Source organism: Senimuribacter intestinalis (assembly GCF_943192965.1).
In the GTDB taxonomy this organism is placed as follows: Bacteria; Bacillota; Clostridia; order Peptostreptococcales; family Anaerovoracaceae; genus Senimuribacter; species Senimuribacter intestinalis.
Genome location: NZ_CALPCF010000008.1, coordinates 65433 through 82360, shown reverse-complemented (window position 1 = coordinate 82360; position 16928 = coordinate 65433). Strand labels below are relative to the sequence as shown.

18 protein-coding genes are annotated in these 16928 nt (G+C 42.6%); 1 reads left to right on the top strand and 17 read right to left on the bottom strand.

Annotated features, from left to right (window positions below):
* Positions 1-61: 61 nt before the first annotated feature.
* The 15 genes from asnS to NFR88_RS08670 form a co-directional block, all read right to left on the bottom strand.
* Entirely contained in the window at positions 62-1456 is a 1395-nt protein-coding gene (gene asnS / locus NFR88_RS08740) for an asparagine--tRNA ligase (RefSeq protein ID WP_251615223.1), read from the bottom strand.
* 68 nt (positions 1457-1524) lie between these two features.
* Positions 1525-2487: a HipA domain-containing protein gene (locus NFR88_RS08735; protein WP_160202962.1), complete on the bottom strand. Its 963-nt coding sequence runs from the start codon at positions 2485-2487 to the stop codon at positions 1525-1527.
* Positions 2488-2489: 2 nt separating this feature from the next.
* Positions 2490-2822, bottom strand: coding sequence for a HipA N-terminal domain-containing protein (locus NFR88_RS08730; protein ID WP_251615220.1), 333 nt, complete (start codon positions 2820-2822; stop codon positions 2490-2492).
* A gap of 1 nt (position 2823) precedes the next feature.
* The gene (locus tag NFR88_RS08725; protein WP_160202960.1) at positions 2824-3024 is read right to left on the bottom strand and encodes a helix-turn-helix transcriptional regulator; all 201 of its coding nucleotides are present in this window, start codon (positions 3022-3024) and stop codon (positions 2824-2826) included.
* Positions 3025-3115: 91 nt separating this feature from the next.
* Positions 3116-3628 (bottom strand): GNAT family N-acetyltransferase, encoded by a 513-nt coding sequence (locus NFR88_RS08720; protein ID WP_251615217.1) that lies wholly within the window; start codon positions 3626-3628, stop codon positions 3116-3118.
* Between the two features lie 36 nt (positions 3629-3664).
* Positions 3665-4558 carry a peptide chain release factor N(5)-glutamine methyltransferase gene (prmC, locus tag NFR88_RS08715; protein WP_251615213.1) on the bottom strand — a complete coding sequence of 298 codons (894 nt, stop codon included), beginning with the start codon at positions 4556-4558 and terminating at the stop codon, positions 3665-3667.
* Positions 4559-4583: 25 nt separating this feature from the next.
* Positions 4584-5648, bottom strand: a complete 1065-nt coding sequence (locus NFR88_RS08710; protein ID WP_251615210.1) for a DUF1385 domain-containing protein — start codon at positions 5646-5648, stop codon at positions 4584-4586.
* Between the two features lie 13 nt (positions 5649-5661).
* Positions 5662-7233, bottom strand: coding sequence for a transcription termination factor Rho (gene rho / locus NFR88_RS08705; protein WP_161909413.1), 1572 nt, complete (start codon positions 7231-7233; stop codon positions 5662-5664).
* A gap of 772 nt (positions 7234-8005) precedes the next feature.
* The gene (locus tag NFR88_RS08700) at positions 8006-8854 is read right to left on the bottom strand and encodes a 3-hydroxybutyryl-CoA dehydrogenase (RefSeq protein ID WP_160202955.1); all 849 of its coding nucleotides are present in this window, start codon (positions 8852-8854) and stop codon (positions 8006-8008) included.
* A 127-nt stretch (positions 8855-8981) separates the two neighbouring features.
* Complete coding sequence (locus NFR88_RS08695; RefSeq protein WP_251615207.1) at positions 8982-10067, bottom strand: hypothetical protein; 1086 nt, start codon at positions 10065-10067, stop codon at positions 8982-8984.
* Between the two features lie 537 nt (positions 10068-10604).
* Positions 10605-11840 (bottom strand): tyrosine-type recombinase/integrase, encoded by a 1236-nt coding sequence (locus NFR88_RS08690; RefSeq protein ID WP_251615203.1) that lies wholly within the window; start codon positions 11838-11840, stop codon positions 10605-10607.
* 12 nt (positions 11841-11852) lie between these two features.
* Positions 11853-12092 carry an excisionase gene (locus NFR88_RS08685; protein WP_251615200.1) on the bottom strand — a complete coding sequence of 80 codons (240 nt, stop codon included), beginning with the start codon at positions 12090-12092 and terminating at the stop codon, positions 11853-11855.
* Between the two features lie 12 nt (positions 12093-12104).
* A complete protein-coding gene (locus NFR88_RS08680) occupies positions 12105-12329 on the bottom strand; it encodes an excisionase (RefSeq protein ID WP_251615197.1) in 225 nt (74 codons plus the stop codon).
* Complete coding sequence (locus NFR88_RS08675; protein WP_251615195.1) at positions 12322-12897, bottom strand: type II toxin-antitoxin system PemK/MazF family toxin; 576 nt, start codon at positions 12895-12897, stop codon at positions 12322-12324. The genes NFR88_RS08680 and NFR88_RS08675 overlap by 8 nt, the downstream gene beginning before the upstream one ends.
* Positions 12898-12998: 101 nt before the next feature.
* A complete protein-coding gene (locus tag NFR88_RS08670; protein WP_251615193.1) occupies positions 12999-13577 on the bottom strand; it encodes an RNA polymerase sigma factor in 579 nt (192 codons plus the stop codon).
* 519 nt (positions 13578-14096) lie between these two features.
* Here NFR88_RS08670 and NFR88_RS08665 point away from each other — a divergent pair.
* The gene (locus tag NFR88_RS08665; RefSeq protein WP_251615191.1) at positions 14097-14429 is read left to right on the top strand and encodes a helix-turn-helix domain-containing protein; all 333 of its coding nucleotides are present in this window, start codon (positions 14097-14099) and stop codon (positions 14427-14429) included.
* Between the two features lie 132 nt (positions 14430-14561).
* Here the strand turns inward: NFR88_RS08665 and NFR88_RS08660 are convergent, their stop codons facing one another.
* A complete protein-coding gene (locus NFR88_RS08660) occupies positions 14562-16220 on the bottom strand; it encodes a sensor histidine kinase (protein ID WP_160201802.1) in 1659 nt (552 codons plus the stop codon).
* Complete coding sequence (locus NFR88_RS08655; RefSeq protein WP_160201803.1) at positions 16217-16891, bottom strand: winged helix-turn-helix domain-containing protein; 675 nt, start codon at positions 16889-16891, stop codon at positions 16217-16219. Before NFR88_RS08655 ends, NFR88_RS08660 begins: the two co-directional genes overlap by 4 nt.
* Between the last annotated feature and the right edge of the window lie 37 nt (positions 16892-16928).

Here is a 16928-nt window from a genome sequence, read left to right as displayed (position 1 = left end):
ACCTTTCTTCTTGCAAAAAGAGCCAGGGCTTTCGGTTACCCAGGCTCTTTGTCATATCTTTTTAAAATTCTGCAGTTTTCGGTGTTCTTGGGAACGGCAGAACATCTCTGATGTTGCCCATTCCGGTCAAGTACATAATAATTCTCTCAAAGCCTAAACCGTAGCCGGCATGTTTTACGCCGCCGTATTTACGCAGATCCAGGTACCACCAATAGTCTTTTTCATCAAGACCAAGTTCTGCCATGCGGGCAGTAAGCACGTCAAGACGCTCTTCTCTCTGGCTTCCGCCAATGATTTCACCAACGCCCGGCACCAGCAAGTCGCAAGCTGCAACAGTCTTGTTGTCGTCGTTTAACCGCATATAGAATGCCTTGATGTCCTTTGGATAATCCGTAACGAAAATCGGCTTCTTGAATACTTCTTCTGTCAAATAGCGCTCATGCTCTGTCTGCAGGTCAATACCCCATTCTACCGGATACTGGAACTTCTTGCCGGACTTCAGCAACAAATCTACTGCTTCAGTATAGGTGACTCTGCCAAAATCGGAATTTACGATATTATCCAGTCTTTCCAACAGCCCTTTATCAATGAAGCTATTGAAAAACGCCATCTCTTCCGGTGCATGCTCGCACACGTAATTGATAATATATTTTACCATAGCTTCCGCTAAATCCATGTTATCGTTCAAATCAGCAAACGCAATTTCCGGCTCAATCATCCAAAACTCAGAAGCGTGTCTTGTAGTATTGGAATTTTCTGCTCTAAAGGTCGGTCCAAAGGTGTATACGTTTCTGAATGCCATAGCAAAGGTCTCTGCTTCCAGCTGTCCGCTTACAGTCAAACTGGTTTCCTTGCCGAAGAAATCCTGGCTGTAGTCGATCTTTCCATCTTCAGTCATAGGCAGATTGTCCATATCTAAAGTCGTAATGCGGAACATCTCACCTGCACCCTCACAATCACTGCCCGTAATAATCGGGGTATGTGCATAGACAAAATCCTGCTCCTGAAAGAATTTGTGCACGGCGTAAGCTACCAGAGAACGCACTCTGAACACTGCAGAGAAGGTGTTGCTTCTAGGTCTCAGATGCGCAATCTCTCTAAGGAACTCCATGGAGTGGCGTTTCTTCTGCAACGGATAATCTGCGGCAGAATCCGCCTCCATCGTCACCTCTTCTGCCTTGATTTCAAAAGGCTGCTTTGCTTCCGGTGTCAGCACCAGTGTGCCGCGAACCAGCCAAGCAGATGCAATCGGGGCCTTTGCAACTTCTTCAAAGTTGCTGATTTTGTCAGCCTCATAAACAACCTGCACGGACTTGAAAAAAGTACCGTCGTTGAGTTCTATAAATCCAAACTTATTAGAACTTCTATTGGTTCTGACCCAGCCTCTGACAACAACTTCCTTGTCGGCATAGGAGGCGGTGTTTCTGTGAAGTTCTCTAAGCTGTATATCTTTCATTCTCATAACCTTCCTTTATAAAAATCGTTTATATCATTTATACATCATACCATGTAATTCCAATGACTTCAAGAGCTGATTGCAGCGATTCTAGCAGAAATCAATGCTTTTAAACTTTCTTTCATTTCTTCCGTTAAATATGAATCCTCACATTGCAAAAAAAAGGCGTCCTTCAGTCCACATATCCTTCCAATCATCTTTTCAGCAGATTTTTCAGGAATCCCGCAATGTGCAGCAAACTCCAAGAAATCCCTTCTCTTCAATCTTTTTCTCTTTCCATTTAAGGTAAGCGCTGTTTCATCAGTATCTTCCGGTATAATCACATTAACAGGCAGTAAATCATATGCTTGCGACAGGCAAAATTCTCTATTTGCCGGCGCAGTTTCTATTAAAGAAAAATTCTTTAAATGCATATCAGAGTTTCCAATAATATAAGAAAACACTAGCCGCATATAAAGTTCTGATAAATCAAAGCCCCTATTAACCGAATACGCATTAATTATTTTTCCACATATTTCGTATGACGCTTTATATTTGTCCAAGGTCAATCTTCCCGAAAGCTGGCAAAAGTCCTCCATGGCATACAGTTCTACCGAATCCCCATCTATAAGTCTGTCAATGCGTCTTGTAATATATGCGTATTCGTCATGAATTTTCACCAGTCCGTGAGGCACTGTCTTTACCCCCGCAATCCTTGCTAACCTCATCGCCAAATCTTCAAACTCCGGAAGCTTCTCAAATTCGTCAGTTTGCGGCTTTAAAATATAACCCGTTGGATAGTCTACAAGTGTAAGACGGGATTCCGTTTCTGTGGATAAGTGCAGTGAAAGCTTCTTCTGCACCCCAGGAACTGTCAATCCTTTATTTACCGTCTTCCTTGCTAACTGATTTAATCCCTCTTTTGTCACATCTAAAATAGGCATTTTATCCGTACCAAAAAAAGCTTTTACACACTTCTTGTGCCAGCAAGAATCTTTCTCCTCCAGCGACACCGAATCCCTAATATCCTTTTGACAGTATAAGCATTTCATCTCTATTCTTTCTCCGTTCTGATCGACACATCACCGATACAATCCCTACAAGTTAAAAGCAATAGACCAAACCGGTCGTTAGCATTGATTTTCCAGTTCCTGCTTGCAACATCAAGAAGCCAGCCTTCTGGAACAAGACCATCAAAAAAAGAAAATAGCATGCTAGCACTATAACTCTTCTCGCTTAAAGGTAGTGTCAAGCTAACTGCCACTGCGTTTTCCTTGTTTCTATATTCATTATCATAAGAAAAAGTATATCCTTCCTCTGTTTCTGCTACTACCCCTGCGTACTGATTTTGGATATATACATATCCTTTTCGATACTCTAATGGCATTCTATCTCTCCTTTTTAACAGGCATTGCTTCCATGCCAAACATCGCAAGTGCCTGATTTACCTTATCCAGTCGTACAGTTTCCTTCCCCTGCTCTAACTCTCTGACAAAACGCAGTCCAAGACCCGAACGTATAGCAAATTCCTCTTGCGTCAACCCTAACTTTTTTCTTTCTTGTTTTATATAATATCCAATTCTATTCATATTTACATATTACACCCTATCGGGTGCATTTTCAATCATTTTTTCTATTATATACCCTTTAGGGTATATTTCCGCATTCTATTTTTATAATTTATACCCCTTCAGGTATAGTTTTCTCTTTTTCAAATTCCAGCCGCATATCATTCCAGACTGCACCACCGTGAGCCGACTCTGACACCCCGATTTTCTGAAAGCCGAATTTCTCATAATATGCAATTAAATAATCCTTGCACGCCAGGGTTATTCCCTTAAGCCCTGCCTGCCTTGCCGCCTCAATACTGTACTCCAAAACCTGCCCGGCAAAGCCTTTCTTTCTGTGTTCGTCCGATGTCAGAACTGATAAAATCGCAAAATACGGACCCGCCTCAAGGGATATATTTTCATAAAGCGCATCAGAAAACACATCCCGCTGCGTCAGTCTTCCCACTGCCGCGCTGACAATCTCACCATCAAGCTCTCCCACAAAGAACCAGTCGCTGATGTTCTTCAAGCGATACTCATAAGTCTCTCGCAAAGCCGCCTCCGCTGGCGGAAATGCCTGCTTTTCGATTTCCCAAACTCTGTCCAAATCCGGCAGTCTGCCGTTCCGAATGGTTAGTTTCATCACACCGCGCTCCCTTGCAAAGTTTTCTGCAATCCCCTATTTCTTCCCTTTCAGTACTGCCGCTACGATTCTATCACGTCCTGCCAAATCCTGCAGACAGGTCACGCAGGCAAACTGCTCAGTTTGTTCAATGAGACTGCATACAGCTTCCCTCTGATCGTGACCGATTTCAAACATCAGCACGCCATCTTTTTTCAAACAGTCAGCAGCGTCCGCAATAATCCTTCCGTAGAAGTCTAGTCCACCTGCTCCGCCGTCCAGCGCCATCATTGGCTCGTGGTCGCGAACCTCACGCTGCAGCGTTGGAATCACAGAAGTTTTTATGTAAGGAGGATTAGAGATAATCATGTCAAACCGCTTGTTTTTAAACCGACCCTTAAATGGAAGCAGCAGATTTCCCTCCTGAAAAGTCACTTTGACCCCCAGCTTTCCGGCATTTTCCTTTGCGACCGCAAGGGCGTCTTTACTAATATCCGAGCAGGTCACCTTGGTTCCTTTGCAAAGCTTTGCGAGAGAAAGTCCGATTGCGCCACTGCCGCAGCAAAGATCCAGCACCTCCCAATCCTTTTTTCTCTTTGGGAGAAACGCCTCTCCACGCAGTGTTCCATCAGAAATTACACCCATAGCATCCTCTACCAGTGTTTCCGTGTCCTGACGGGGAATCAGCACGCTTTCATTCACGTTAAATTCCAGGCCCATAAAATCCTGCGTACCAGTAATATACTGGAGCGGCTTTCCGCTGCTCCGCAAATCCAACAGTGTAAAATACTCATCGCACAAACTGTCCGGCAAAAGCTTCTGATATTCCAAAATCAACTGTGCACTAGTAATTTTCATTAAATAGCAATACAACAGTTTGCAGTCGATCGCTGCATCACCGATTTGGCGTTCTTCAAGCTGTCTTTTGCCGATATTTAAAATTTCTTTCACCGAAAGGCTCATTCTTTACTCCTCTTTATCCCTGCGCATCCGCAGATTCCTGCTGGCCCTGCTTAGCGTCCTCCTTGCTCTTTCTCTCTATCTTATGCTCCTGTATCAAATTTCCTTCAAGGTCACAAATCCCCTCAAAATACGGCGTATCCTCAGGCACCATAACTGCTTTCATAGCACAAATAGCAACTTCCAACTGGTCATCGGACGGATTCTTTGTAGTCAACTTTTGTAAGTACAGTCCCGGCAGGCTAAGAATCTTGACAACCCAGCTGTCACTCCTTCCTGCCCACTTCAAAAGCTCGTAGGAAAGTCCTGCAACCACCGGTACCAGCAGCAGCCTTGACACAATTCGGAGTACCAAATCCGGCCAGCCAAGGAATAGGTGAAGCACGAAACTGATAACCATAACAAAGAGCAAAAAGCTGGTTCCGCACCTCGGGTGCAGTGTATAAAACTGCTGCGCATTGGCAGGAGTCAACTCTAAATTGTTTTCAAAACAGTGAATGCACTTATGTTCGGCACCGTGGTACTGAAACACCGTCTTGATATCCTTCATCTGGCTGATCAGCCCCAGATAAATCACAAAAATTCCAATTCGCATGGTGCCTTCAATTAAATTAAAAGCAAAATCGCTGTCAATAATCGGCTGAAGCAGATTTGTCACTACTGTCGGAAGCAAAATAAACAAACCGATAGTCATAGCAAGCGCCAGAATCACAGAAAGGTAAATCATCAGATTCCATGCGCCCTTCTCTCCAAAATGTCTGTTAAGCCATGCTTCCATTTTGTCCTCTTCTGCGTTTTCCTCACTGGACCAGCTGGCTTCCAACACGTCCGCAGAATACATCAGAATGCCGGTCCCCTGCACCAAAGACATGACAAAGGCAACAACCCCTCTGATAATCGGAATCTTTGTCCACTTTCCCATTTTCTTATTCGGCTCTGTTTTCATGTGGATTCGTCCGTCAGGCAGCCTCACCGCAACCGCAGTGCGCGACAGTCCTTTCATCATAATCCCCTCCATGACCGCCTGTCCACCAACGGGCGTTGGGCATGCGTCTTTCAAAAAAATCTTGCTCAAATCCATAATTAACCTCTATCTACTGCTGTATAAAAATCTTTTTTATAATCTGGATAAAATTTTCATTGTTTCTGGTATGCGCCAGATTGTCGATAATCGTCTCTGTCACTTCCTGCACAGGACTGTTCGCAAGAGCTCTTCTCATTGCCCAGATTGCTTCCATCTCATCCTGACTCATCAGCAAATCCTCCTTACGGGTTCCAGATTTGTTCAAGTCGATGGCAGGGAATATTCTCTTCTCTGACAATTTCCTGTCCAGATGGACTTCCATATTACCTGTACCCTTAAATTCCTCAAATATAACATCATCCATGCGGCTTCCTGTTTCAACCAGCGCTGTCGCCAAAATGGTGATGCTGCCACCCTCTTCGATATTTCTTGCTGCACCGAAAAATTTCTTCGGCTTGTGAAGAGCACCTGGATCAAGTCCGCCGGACAAAGTTCTTCCTGAAGCTGGAACCACCAGATTGTAGGCTCTTGCCAGTCTGGTAATACTGTCAAGCAGGATGACTACATCTTTGCCGTGCTCTGCCAGGCGCTGTGCCCTTGCCAGAACCATCTCCGCAACCTTTACGTGGTGCTGCGGCATTTCATCAAAGGTAGAATAGATAACTTCGCCGCCGCTAAGGGAGCGTTTCATGTCGGTCACTTCTTCCGGACGTTCGTCAATGAGCAAAACAATCATCTCCACTTCCGGGTGTTTTTTCTCGATGTTATTGGCAATACTCTTCAAAAGAGTCGTCTTGCCAGCTTTTGGCGGTGCCACAATCAGACCTCTCTGTCCTTTTCCAATAGGCGCAATCAGGTCAATGAGACGCATAGCAAGTTCTTTGCTGCGATCCTCCAAGGTCAGTCTTTCCCTTGGGAAAATCGGCGTCAAATCCTCAAAATCCGGTCTGCGCATAGCCACACCCGGTTCATCCCCGTTGACCGTCAGCACATAAAGCAGCGCGCCGAAGCGTTCGCCCTCGTTAGGCAGTCTGGAAATTCCTTTAATCAAATCACCCGTCTTCAGATTAAATCTTCTAATCTGCGTTGGTGAAACATATACATCCCTGTCACTGGTCAGGAAATTATTAAAACGCAAAAATCCGAAACCACCTTCAGCAATTTCCAAAATTCCCTCCACTTCCGGACGTTCCTGTTCCTTGTGGGTAGGGACTTTTCTGCGCACAGGGTGAGCCTCCTCATGTGCGAGCACCTGCGCTCCTGCTTCTTGGACCTGTCCTGCCTCAGGGCCCAATGGCTGCAATTCCACTTCCGGCTCTATCTTGTCTTCCTCTGACCTCTGTAAAATTTCCATCGCAGGCTTTTCTGCCTGCAATGCTTCCTGCAAAGCCGCCTCTTCCCGCGCTTTTCGCGCCAGCGTCTCTGCCTTTGGCGGGCGCCCCCTCCGTTTCACAGGCTTTGGCTCTGCAGGTTCATCAATTTTCCTGACAATTGCAGCTGCTCCTTCATCCACCTGTGCAGCTTCCGCTGCACGCTTTGCCAAAGTTTCTGCCTTCGGCGGACGACCCCTTCTCTTTGCAGGCTTGATTTCTGCTGCCTGTGTTTCTATTTTCTGTGTTTCTTCTAATTTCTTTCTTGGCATGTAATAATCAGACCCTAAGGCCTGTTCCTTTCTGTGTATAGTGATAATAGCTTTAATTGAAAATTATTTATTAAGGGAAAACGTTTAAGATGCGGCTTTCTAAAATAGAAAAAGCCCTTACCATCAAAAGACGAAAACTCTAATTTCATTATAATACAATGTGAAACCAATGAAAAGGGTATTTTTTTGTAAAAGGACCGCGAAAACTGCTGACAAACTAATATTTCTGCGGAGACATTTCAAATAAAAAGTGATATTGAGCCGAAAAAAGATTCAGGTCAAATGCGGAGAAACCGACGCGCCACAATCTCAATGTTTTTTTGTATCTATGGCGTTCACCCTCTGGAAAACGCCATATTCTAAGAGTTTTTTTGTATAAATGGCATCAGCCACTCGCCAAACGCCATATTTGAATTTATTTTCTAAAATACTGGCGTGCCTGCCTCCTGATATCCACTTTTTTGATATTTTACTGTAGAGTGCCAAAGTTTTTCCGACTATTTGTCTGCATTTCTTTCTGCATCTGCCATTTTTTCTTAAAACACTTTTATATGTGGCACTTTTTCATAGGTCTCCGCCATGTATACAGAAATCAATCCCAAATGTGGCACAGGGGCAAATCACCAGCACGACATGTCTTCATTCTCTTGCTGTTAATCTTACTTCCGTACACAAAACTGCCGCTCTAACTTCTTCAAGCGGAGGCGCTGACCTAAAACAAGAAGCTGTCTCATTTTATCTTGAGACAGCCCCTTTTGTGCATATGTTCTATTTATTTTGTATAATCGTAGAAACCGATACCGGTCTTTCTTCCCAGCTTACCGGCTCTTACCATTTTTCTCAGCAGCACATGTGCTCTGTACTTAGGATCACCGTATTCGCTATACAGTACATCCATAATTGCAAGGCATACATCAAGACCAATCAAATCGCCCAGTTCAAGCGGTCCCATCGGGTGGTTAGCGCCCAGCTTCATAGCTGTGTCGATGCCTTTCGCATCAGCAACGCCGTCAGCCAGAATGCCGATACCTTCGTTAATCATCGGAATTAAAATTCTGTTTACAACAAATCCTGGTGCTTCTGCAACTTCTACTGGAGTCTTACCCAGTTTCTCTGCCAGTTCTACGATTGTTGCCTTAGTTTCATCGGAAGTTGTCAGCCCCTGAATGATTTCTACTAATTTCATAGCAGGAACAGGGTTGAAGAAGTGCATACCGATTACTTTGTCAGGTCTGCCTGTTGCAGCAGCGATTTCGGTAATGGACAGGGAAGATGTATTTGTAGCAATGATTGCTTCTGGCTTAACCAGCTGATCCAGTTCAGCAAACAAAGCTTTCTTTGCTTCCATATCTTCTGTTGCTGCCTCAATAATCAGGTCTGCATCTTTTACAATGCTGATATCAGTGGAACCCTGGATTCTGCCCATGATAGCTGTCTTGTCTTCTGCAGTGATTTTTTCTTTCTTGATCATCTTATCCAGATTCTTTTCTACGGTAGCAATACCTTTATCTACAGAAGTCTGTCTTCTGGCTCTCAGTACTACTTCGTATCCGTTCTGTGCAAGTACCTGAATGATGCCAGCGCCCATAGTGCCGGTTCCTAATACACCAACTTTTTTCATTATAATAACCTCCTACTTAATGATTGTTAATTTTATTCAAAAGTTTTGTTAAAAAATTAACTTTCCTTTTTTCTAATTATATCACAATAAAAAATAAAGTAAACCCCTGAAATAAATTATTTCATTCTTACTGGGCTATAACCAGTAAATCCGTGATCCCCTTTGAAAGCTGCATAAACGCGAATAATTGTCCCAGATTATAGTCGTCCATATGGGTCAAAGAAACTTTCACACCGCAGGCTGTTTTTTCAAAGTGGCGATTTGCTTCCTCTGCCATCAGAAGATTCAGGGAGCCATCTTCGTTACATCCGTCAAAGTATGGCATCATAATATCCAAACTGTCCTTCTCTACAAGGAGCAGGGTCTGAAAAGCTGATTCAAGTTCCACATTCGCCGACTGCGAAGGCATTCTCCTGCAGCTGCCATACCACGCGCCAAAATCTACAAGCTGATTCTGCCAGACAAGCAGCAGCTCCTCACCGGCGCCGCTGTCCTTACCGCATGCTTTTCGATATGCTGCGCGCCCTACTGCGTAATCTACACCATCCAAATCCCAGGACGGTGACGCCAGCATATCGTAAAACCCTGACAAATACAACTCCAAATTTACGCCTTTAATGGCGAGTGCAAGCAGAAGGGCTGAGGTTCCAGCTCCATATGCCGCCGGAATTTCCGGATAAGATAGCAATGGATAATCCTCCGCGGCTGCTTCCGCTGTCAGAAATTTACTTTCTTTTCCTGCAATGGCAAAAATCCGCTCAGCAGCCTGTTCCTTTCCGCAGCTGGAAATAAGCTGCTGCTTGAGCACGCTGTACGCCCCTCGAAGCTGCAAACTCTCTTCCGCCTCTGATATAGCAAGAAGTGTAAAGGATTTTCCTTCCAATGAATGCAGCAATGACACATAGGCTGACGGCGAAAAGGTGTCGCCAAAGACGATGACCTTTGACTTTTCCTCTACTGGCTCTGCTGCAGAAATACCAGCGCGAAGCAGCTTCGCCATCTGCCCCGACGCCAAAACTACAGTCACATCTGCTGACTGCGCGATTTTATCTCCCAAAGCCTGCAGTTCCTCCGCCTGCGCCATGTCTGCTCTTGTTATACTGCGGCGAACCCACTGACTTTCCCAAAGCTGATCCAGACAAGCTGGGCATTTTACTTTCAATTCTTCCGTATGCAGTTTTTCAAAATTTCTCGTTTCAATAATAATATTCATATGTTCAGTTTAACATGAAAATACAGTTCGTTCAATTATTCTCTGTCACAATTTTTCTGCTTTATTTTAACTCTTTTAATTCGTAAACTAATTTTCTTAAAAGTAAAATATAGCCTACTAAAAATGGGCAATCCCGTTATGGAACTGCCCACTCATTTTTGAAAACTATGCAATTTTTCCAAGTCTGCAAACCCGCATAAACGATATACTCCCCATATGATAGTTTTGGATATTTCCATTGTCTACCATATGGGGAGCATATCAAAATACAGCTTTATCAAAAACTCTTAATTGTCCATTGGTTTCATCGTCGGGACGAAATCGGTCATATTGATAAGTTCCTCCATAATCTGTTTTACTGTCCTATTTTCTCGATTCTCCAGATTGTCAATCTGTAATCAGGTCATACTATGAATCACTTTTACATCGTGTATGTGTACGATTTGATGTAAATGATGTATACTCTTATGACTAACTTCTGATTTTATAAGAGAAGTCCTGACATTCCCGATATGGGAACATCAGGACTATATTATTTTACTCATTTTTGAAGTATAAGTCAAGTCCCTCAAATTCGGAGCGCTTGAGTTCCTTTGTCACATCGGTGTAGATATTAAGCGTGGTGGAAATATCCTTGTGACCGAGTGCGTCCTGAATTACCTTCACATTTACTCCTGCTTCACACATTCTTGTCGTGAATGTATGTCTGAGAGAGTGACAGCTAAAGTGTGGCAGCAATACCTCCGCATTTTCATCTTTCAATAACTGCTCATCATTACAGTCCCGGATAATCCGGCGGATTGCCCTGTTCAGCGTTGATTGATGTTGAGCCTGCCCGAAGCGGTTAATAAATATGAAATCGCTGTACCCGTCAATGATAACCTCGCAATGTAAATCAAACATTTCCTGCCTTTCCTTTTCCATAAGGAAGGCTTCTTTTACAAAATCAAGCATTGGTACTTGTCTGTTGCCCGCTGGGGTTTTTGTTGTATTCACATTGAAGTAGCAGCCTTTCTTGCTGTCATCGGTTCGGTGATCGTAGTAAACCAAAGTGTGATTAACATCAATAATGCCTTCTTCCATATCAATATCGCACCATCTCAGCCCGGTCACTTCACCAACTCGTAATCCCGTACCGACCATTACCGCAAATATCGGATACCAGTTTTGTACTTTCGGCGTGTTCTTCAGATAGTCAAGAAACAAATCCTGCTCAGGTCGTGTTAATGCCCTGCGTTTTTCCGTCTTAAAAACATGGGATTTTTTCAGCTCTCTCAACACATTGTCAGACGGATTGTTACGAATGTAATCATCATCAACCGCCATATCCAAAATCTGATGAAGCACGGTATGGATACTGTCAATCGTAGAAGCCTTTACTCCTCTTTCGTCGGCAAGATAATTATAGTACCGCTTAACATCAGATTTTTTCAGAGTTGAAATACGCTGTTTTCCGATATTTGGACGGACGAAAGTCTCATACATATATTTATAATTTTCAAAGGTGTTGTTTTTCAATCCTCGTTTCAAAACTTTCCACAAATCAAAAAGTTCATTTACTGTCGTATAGCGGGCTTCGGTCTTAATGCCATCGCTTTTATCTTTTGCAATCTGTTCTTCCTTTGCACGAAGATCATCTAAGTTCCTCGCATAGACATAACGCCTCTTTTTGTTTGCGTCCACCCACGAGTATTGGTAAGTACCGTTGCTTCTTTGTAATTCCCCGGTACGAAGAACTACTCTTGATTTATCCTTTCTCTTTTCCTTAGCCATAAGTCACCCCTCCTAAATATGCTTTTTACCCTTGATATAGGTATCTAATTTCTCCCGGACAATAAAAACCTGATTCCCAAGCGGCACTACAAACGGGCATTTCTTTTGCTGTGATAATTGTCTGAGCTTCGTTATCCCGATACCGGAATATGCCGCCGCTTCTTCAATAGAAAGACATTTTTTCTCCCATATTGGCTTGTCAGCATTCCTTGCTTCAAGCTTTGCCTTATAAGTCATAACTTCATCATCCATAGTAGTTCCTCCTTAAATCGAATATGATTTTTTTATGTACTCATCAAAAACTTCTCTTTTTATCAGCCTGCGGTTTCCAATCCACAATACAAATGGGCAATCCTCTTTGTTTGTCATCTCGTAGAGCTTATCCCGACTTATCCCTGTATAAGCGACCGCTTCATCAATAGAAAGATTTGTTTTATGCCACAATGGGACTTCATATTTAGACTGCTTTGCCTTCTTATTATCATTCATCAGCCTGTACCTCCTTGTCCCCGGTGGAAGTACGCCTTTCATAAATGATATAATCCCAACCCATATTGTCGCACTTATCGCATTTCTCCCTTTTGGAAGCCAGCGGATCAAGCCGCCTGACAATATAATTCTGTGTTTTCTTATATGCCTGTAAGCAGGCAGGACAAAGGCAGCGAATATCCCCCTTGTGCTTTTGCGGCTTATCCACCCACAAACCAAGCGCTTTCTTTAAGCCGTGATTCACCTTACGGAGCAGATATTCGTTGTCAACAAATCCGATATACTCCACAAGCTCGGACTGATTGACTGTTTTCAGTTGTTCCAGCATAACCATCGAAGGCTCTTTGAGTCCAAATTTATCTCCCAAGATAATATGGGACGGCAAATAACGCTTCTTTATAACTGATGTAAGAGCTGCAACAACCGTTGTCATGCTTGCCTGATTGCCTTCATCGCATTGAACTACAAGAACAGGTCTTACCCCATTCTGAATTGAGCCTGCATTGTTTCCAAAATCATGCAGATAAATTTCTCCACGCTTCACCTTTTCTTTATTCTCTGTTTGCATAGCATTGACCTCGCATTTCCAAGATTAAGTGAAGGGGAAATCTTTATCCGGATTCAAAACAACCCCTTCACTAATTTGGAATCAGTCAGCCAAATGACAACCTATTTTCGGAAAAATCCCTCAAATATTTTTTTCACTTTCTTGACCGCTACGTTCAAATGCTTTTCAATCGCCTGATGAGATACACCCTCCGCTTCGGCAATTTCCCTTGCGCTTTTATTTGCAACATACCGAGATATGAGGTATTTGTATTGCTTTTCGGTAAGGGTTGAGAGAGCCTTGTCCATCAGCTTCATCTTCAACTGATAACGATTTTCTTCGTATTCCTCTGTTATCTGCTGCTCAAAAAAGTCAGGAACAAAGACCTCCGAATGGAATATCCCTATAAGCTCATCGTCACATCCAAAAGCGTCCTCGTTGTTTAAGCTGCGCTTATAGAATTTGCTTTCATTTCTTCTAAACTCATATACTGCCTTTCCCTGTTCAACGGACAGCAGCACGAACGGTATGTAGCGGGATATAATATCAGGGTATTTTTCAAACAGTTCTTTTTCGGATAGTTCTGTAATAACCGCCCATTGCTCCACGCCTATGTATCCCTCATACTCGTACTTCAAATTGATAACCTTACACTCGTTCTGAAACTCCTCTTTCAGAACATCAAATTGGCTTTTTGCCATTTTCTTTACATCCAGTCTGAATTTTCAAAAATGTAAAAATTCAGACCGTAAGGCGGCGAACGGCAGCCGACACTATATAAGGTCGAAATACCACAAAATATAAAAACGCACCTGCATAGCGACAAATTTCGCCGTGCAAGTGCGTTTGTTTCATTGTATTTATGGCATATCAGTTCAGTATGTGAGCCGCATTGTCCTTTTGTGGGGTAAATGCTTTTTTCAATGAAATACTTTCTGATAATACCTTTGTAACAGTTTAATATTCGCTGCTCATCACAAGCAGCGGAACGCCGAGAATAATCCAGCGCATTAAAAAACCTCCGATCCAAAAAAACTCAGAATCGGAGGGTGTAGGCATATTAAATCGCCCTGTCAAAACCTCGTTTTTTTTATTTGGCAGGGTTCATATTTCTTTATAGTTCAGTTATCTGCGAACTGTCAGTCCACTTATAATTGAATTGCTGTGCCATTATAAAGATGGCATAAATCAGTATAATTATATATGGAAGTGGACTGTAAGTGCATAATAAACCTGAAACGCTTGGTTGTATCATTAAGGCAGCTCGTGAACACGCCGGGATCACCATAGAAGCGTTGGCTGAAAAAGCGAATATTACCGAGCGATACCTATATCGGATCGAGAACGAGGGCAAGAAACCGAACTTCGATGTCCTACATAAGCTCGTCCGGGAATTGAACATTTCTGCGGATTCGATTTTCCACCCTGAGAAGCCGTCCAAAGATTCCGAGGTAGAAAATCTCCTCCGTATGCTTTCAGCTTGCGATGAACGGTCGTTAGAAGTCGTTAAAGCAACTGCGAAAGCCTTAATTGATACTGCACCCGAAAAGTAGCCGCAAGGCTGCTTTTTCAATCAGATTAAGTTTATCAAAATAACATCAAATCTGTTTATCGCACTCTGATAAAATCCTTGTAAAGCAAAAACAGAGCCGCAGTTTTTACTACGACTCTGTCTCTCATTATGTTTAGTTTTTAGGAAATTTGATTGTAATTTCAGTACCTTTATTTACAATGCTGTGCAACTCAATTTCCGCATTATGCAGTTTTGCAGCGTGTTTTACAATAGACAGTCCAAGTCCTGTACCACCTATTTCTTTTGAATGACTTTTATCTACTCGATAAAATCGTTCAAAAATGCGCTCTTGATGTTCTGCCGGAATGCCAATACCCGTGTCGGTGATGGTCAGAACAGCAAATTCATTTTCATTCTTTACCCCTACAGATACCGAACCGCCCCTACAGTTATATTTGATCGCATTGTCACAGAGATTGTATATAATCTCCTGAAGCAGCTGCCTGATGCCGTTGATCAAAACAGTTTCTCCATACAGTTCAAATTTTATCCCATTGCTTTCTGCTTCGTCGGCAAGAGAATTTATCGTTTCCTCTGCTACCGCATATAAATCCACCATATCCCATTTCATATCTTCAGCGCCTTCGTCCAAATGTGAAAGCCGTATAATATCTTCCACTAATTGAATCATGCGTTGTGTTTCAGAGTAAATACGCTTTAAAAAGATGGGAATGTCCTCCGGCTTTACCATACCGTTCGCCAAAAGCTCAGCGCTTCCCGATATGGTATGCAATGGCGTCTTTAACTCATGTGAAACATTGGCTGTGAATTCACGGCGTAATTGTTCCGCCTTTTCTTTCTCCGTTACATCAAGTATTAAAAGCACAATCCCGGATACTATATTATTTGATATAACAGGACTTGCCATCATTTGATACCGACCACATCCAAGTTCCACAACTCTTTCTGAATGTTCCCCGTTCTTCGCCCTATTAAGCAATTGGGCTAATTCCAAGCTGCGGTTTATTGACACGATATCCTCACCTATGCAAAAACAATCTGTCCCAAATAGTTTCGCAGCCGCCTTGTTGATACTCAAAACAGTTCCTCTATTATTCAGCAAAATAATTCCCTCAGACATAGCGGAGGTCATCACTTCAAGCTCATTCTGCCTTTGTCTTAATTCCTCACTTTGCCGACTAATCTCTTTTTGCTGTGTATCAATACGCCGAAGCAGAGGAGAAAGTTCATCGTATCCATTATTATCTAAAGGTTTATCCAAATTTAATTCATTCAACGGCTTAACAATTTTCTTTGACAGTCTCGAAGCTAAAAAAGCTGATAAAATAATAGCAATCACAAATATAATCATAATTGGCTGCAACATACCGAGTGTAAGTATGAGCAGAGAATTCTGTGTTACTGAAAGCCTGATAACAGTTCCATCTGGCAGTCGCTTTGCTCCATAGAGATAACGCTGCGTTAATGTGGAGGAATAACGGGAACTTGCACCATATCCCTCTGAAAGTGCTTCTTTTACTTCTTCCCGTTCAAAATGATTTTCCATTTCATCAGCCTCTGATATGCTGTCATAAAGAACTTTACCATCTGTTCCTATCCAAGTAACACGGTAATCTTTTATATTTAAGTTTTTCAGGTAATCAAGTCCTTCATCTTCAACGCCCTGTGAAGCAAGATCAATTTGCATACGCAGTTGATTTTGTTGGATACCAGAAAAATAGTCATACAGTACAGTCATAAAAAGTACGGCTGAAGCAATAAATATGCTGATGGCAACAACGAATACAGTACGAAAAATTCTTTTTGTCATAGCTTCGCCTCCATTCGATACCCAACACCTCGGACAGTTTCTATATAACTTCCACATTCTCCGAGTTTTGTACGGAGAGTTCCAATATGAACATCGACTGTTCTTGTTTCGCCTATATAATCAGAACTCCATATTAATTGTAATAATCTGTCACGGGTGAAAACTTTTCCAAGATTATCCATAAACAAATACAAAAGATCGTATTCTTTTAATGTAAGCGTGATACGCTCGCCGCAGGCATAAACAGTATGCTCAGATTCCTTTATTTCAAGATTTCCCACCTTTAAAGTTTTTGGGGTGTTTTTTGGAGCTGTCCGCCTAAGTACAGCTTTCACACGGGAAACCATTTCCATCATTCCGAATGGCTTTGCAAGATAATCGTCTGCACCTGTGTCAAGACCGATTACCTTGTCATATTCAGTTCCTTTGGCTGTTGCCATAATAACCGGAATATCTGCGGTAACAGTATTGTTACGAAGCTTTTTTAGAATCGTGATTCCGTCATCACCCGGCAGCATAATATCAAGTATAATAAGTTTCGGCTGATCCGCTTGCAACGCACTAAAAAATTCTGTACCGTCCGTGAAGCCTTTTGCTTCAAACCCAGCAGAATTTAAAGCATATATCATTAAATCTCTAATTCCATTGTCATCCTCTACACAATAAATCATTGTCATTCTCCTTCTGCATAAAAATACCCATATTATA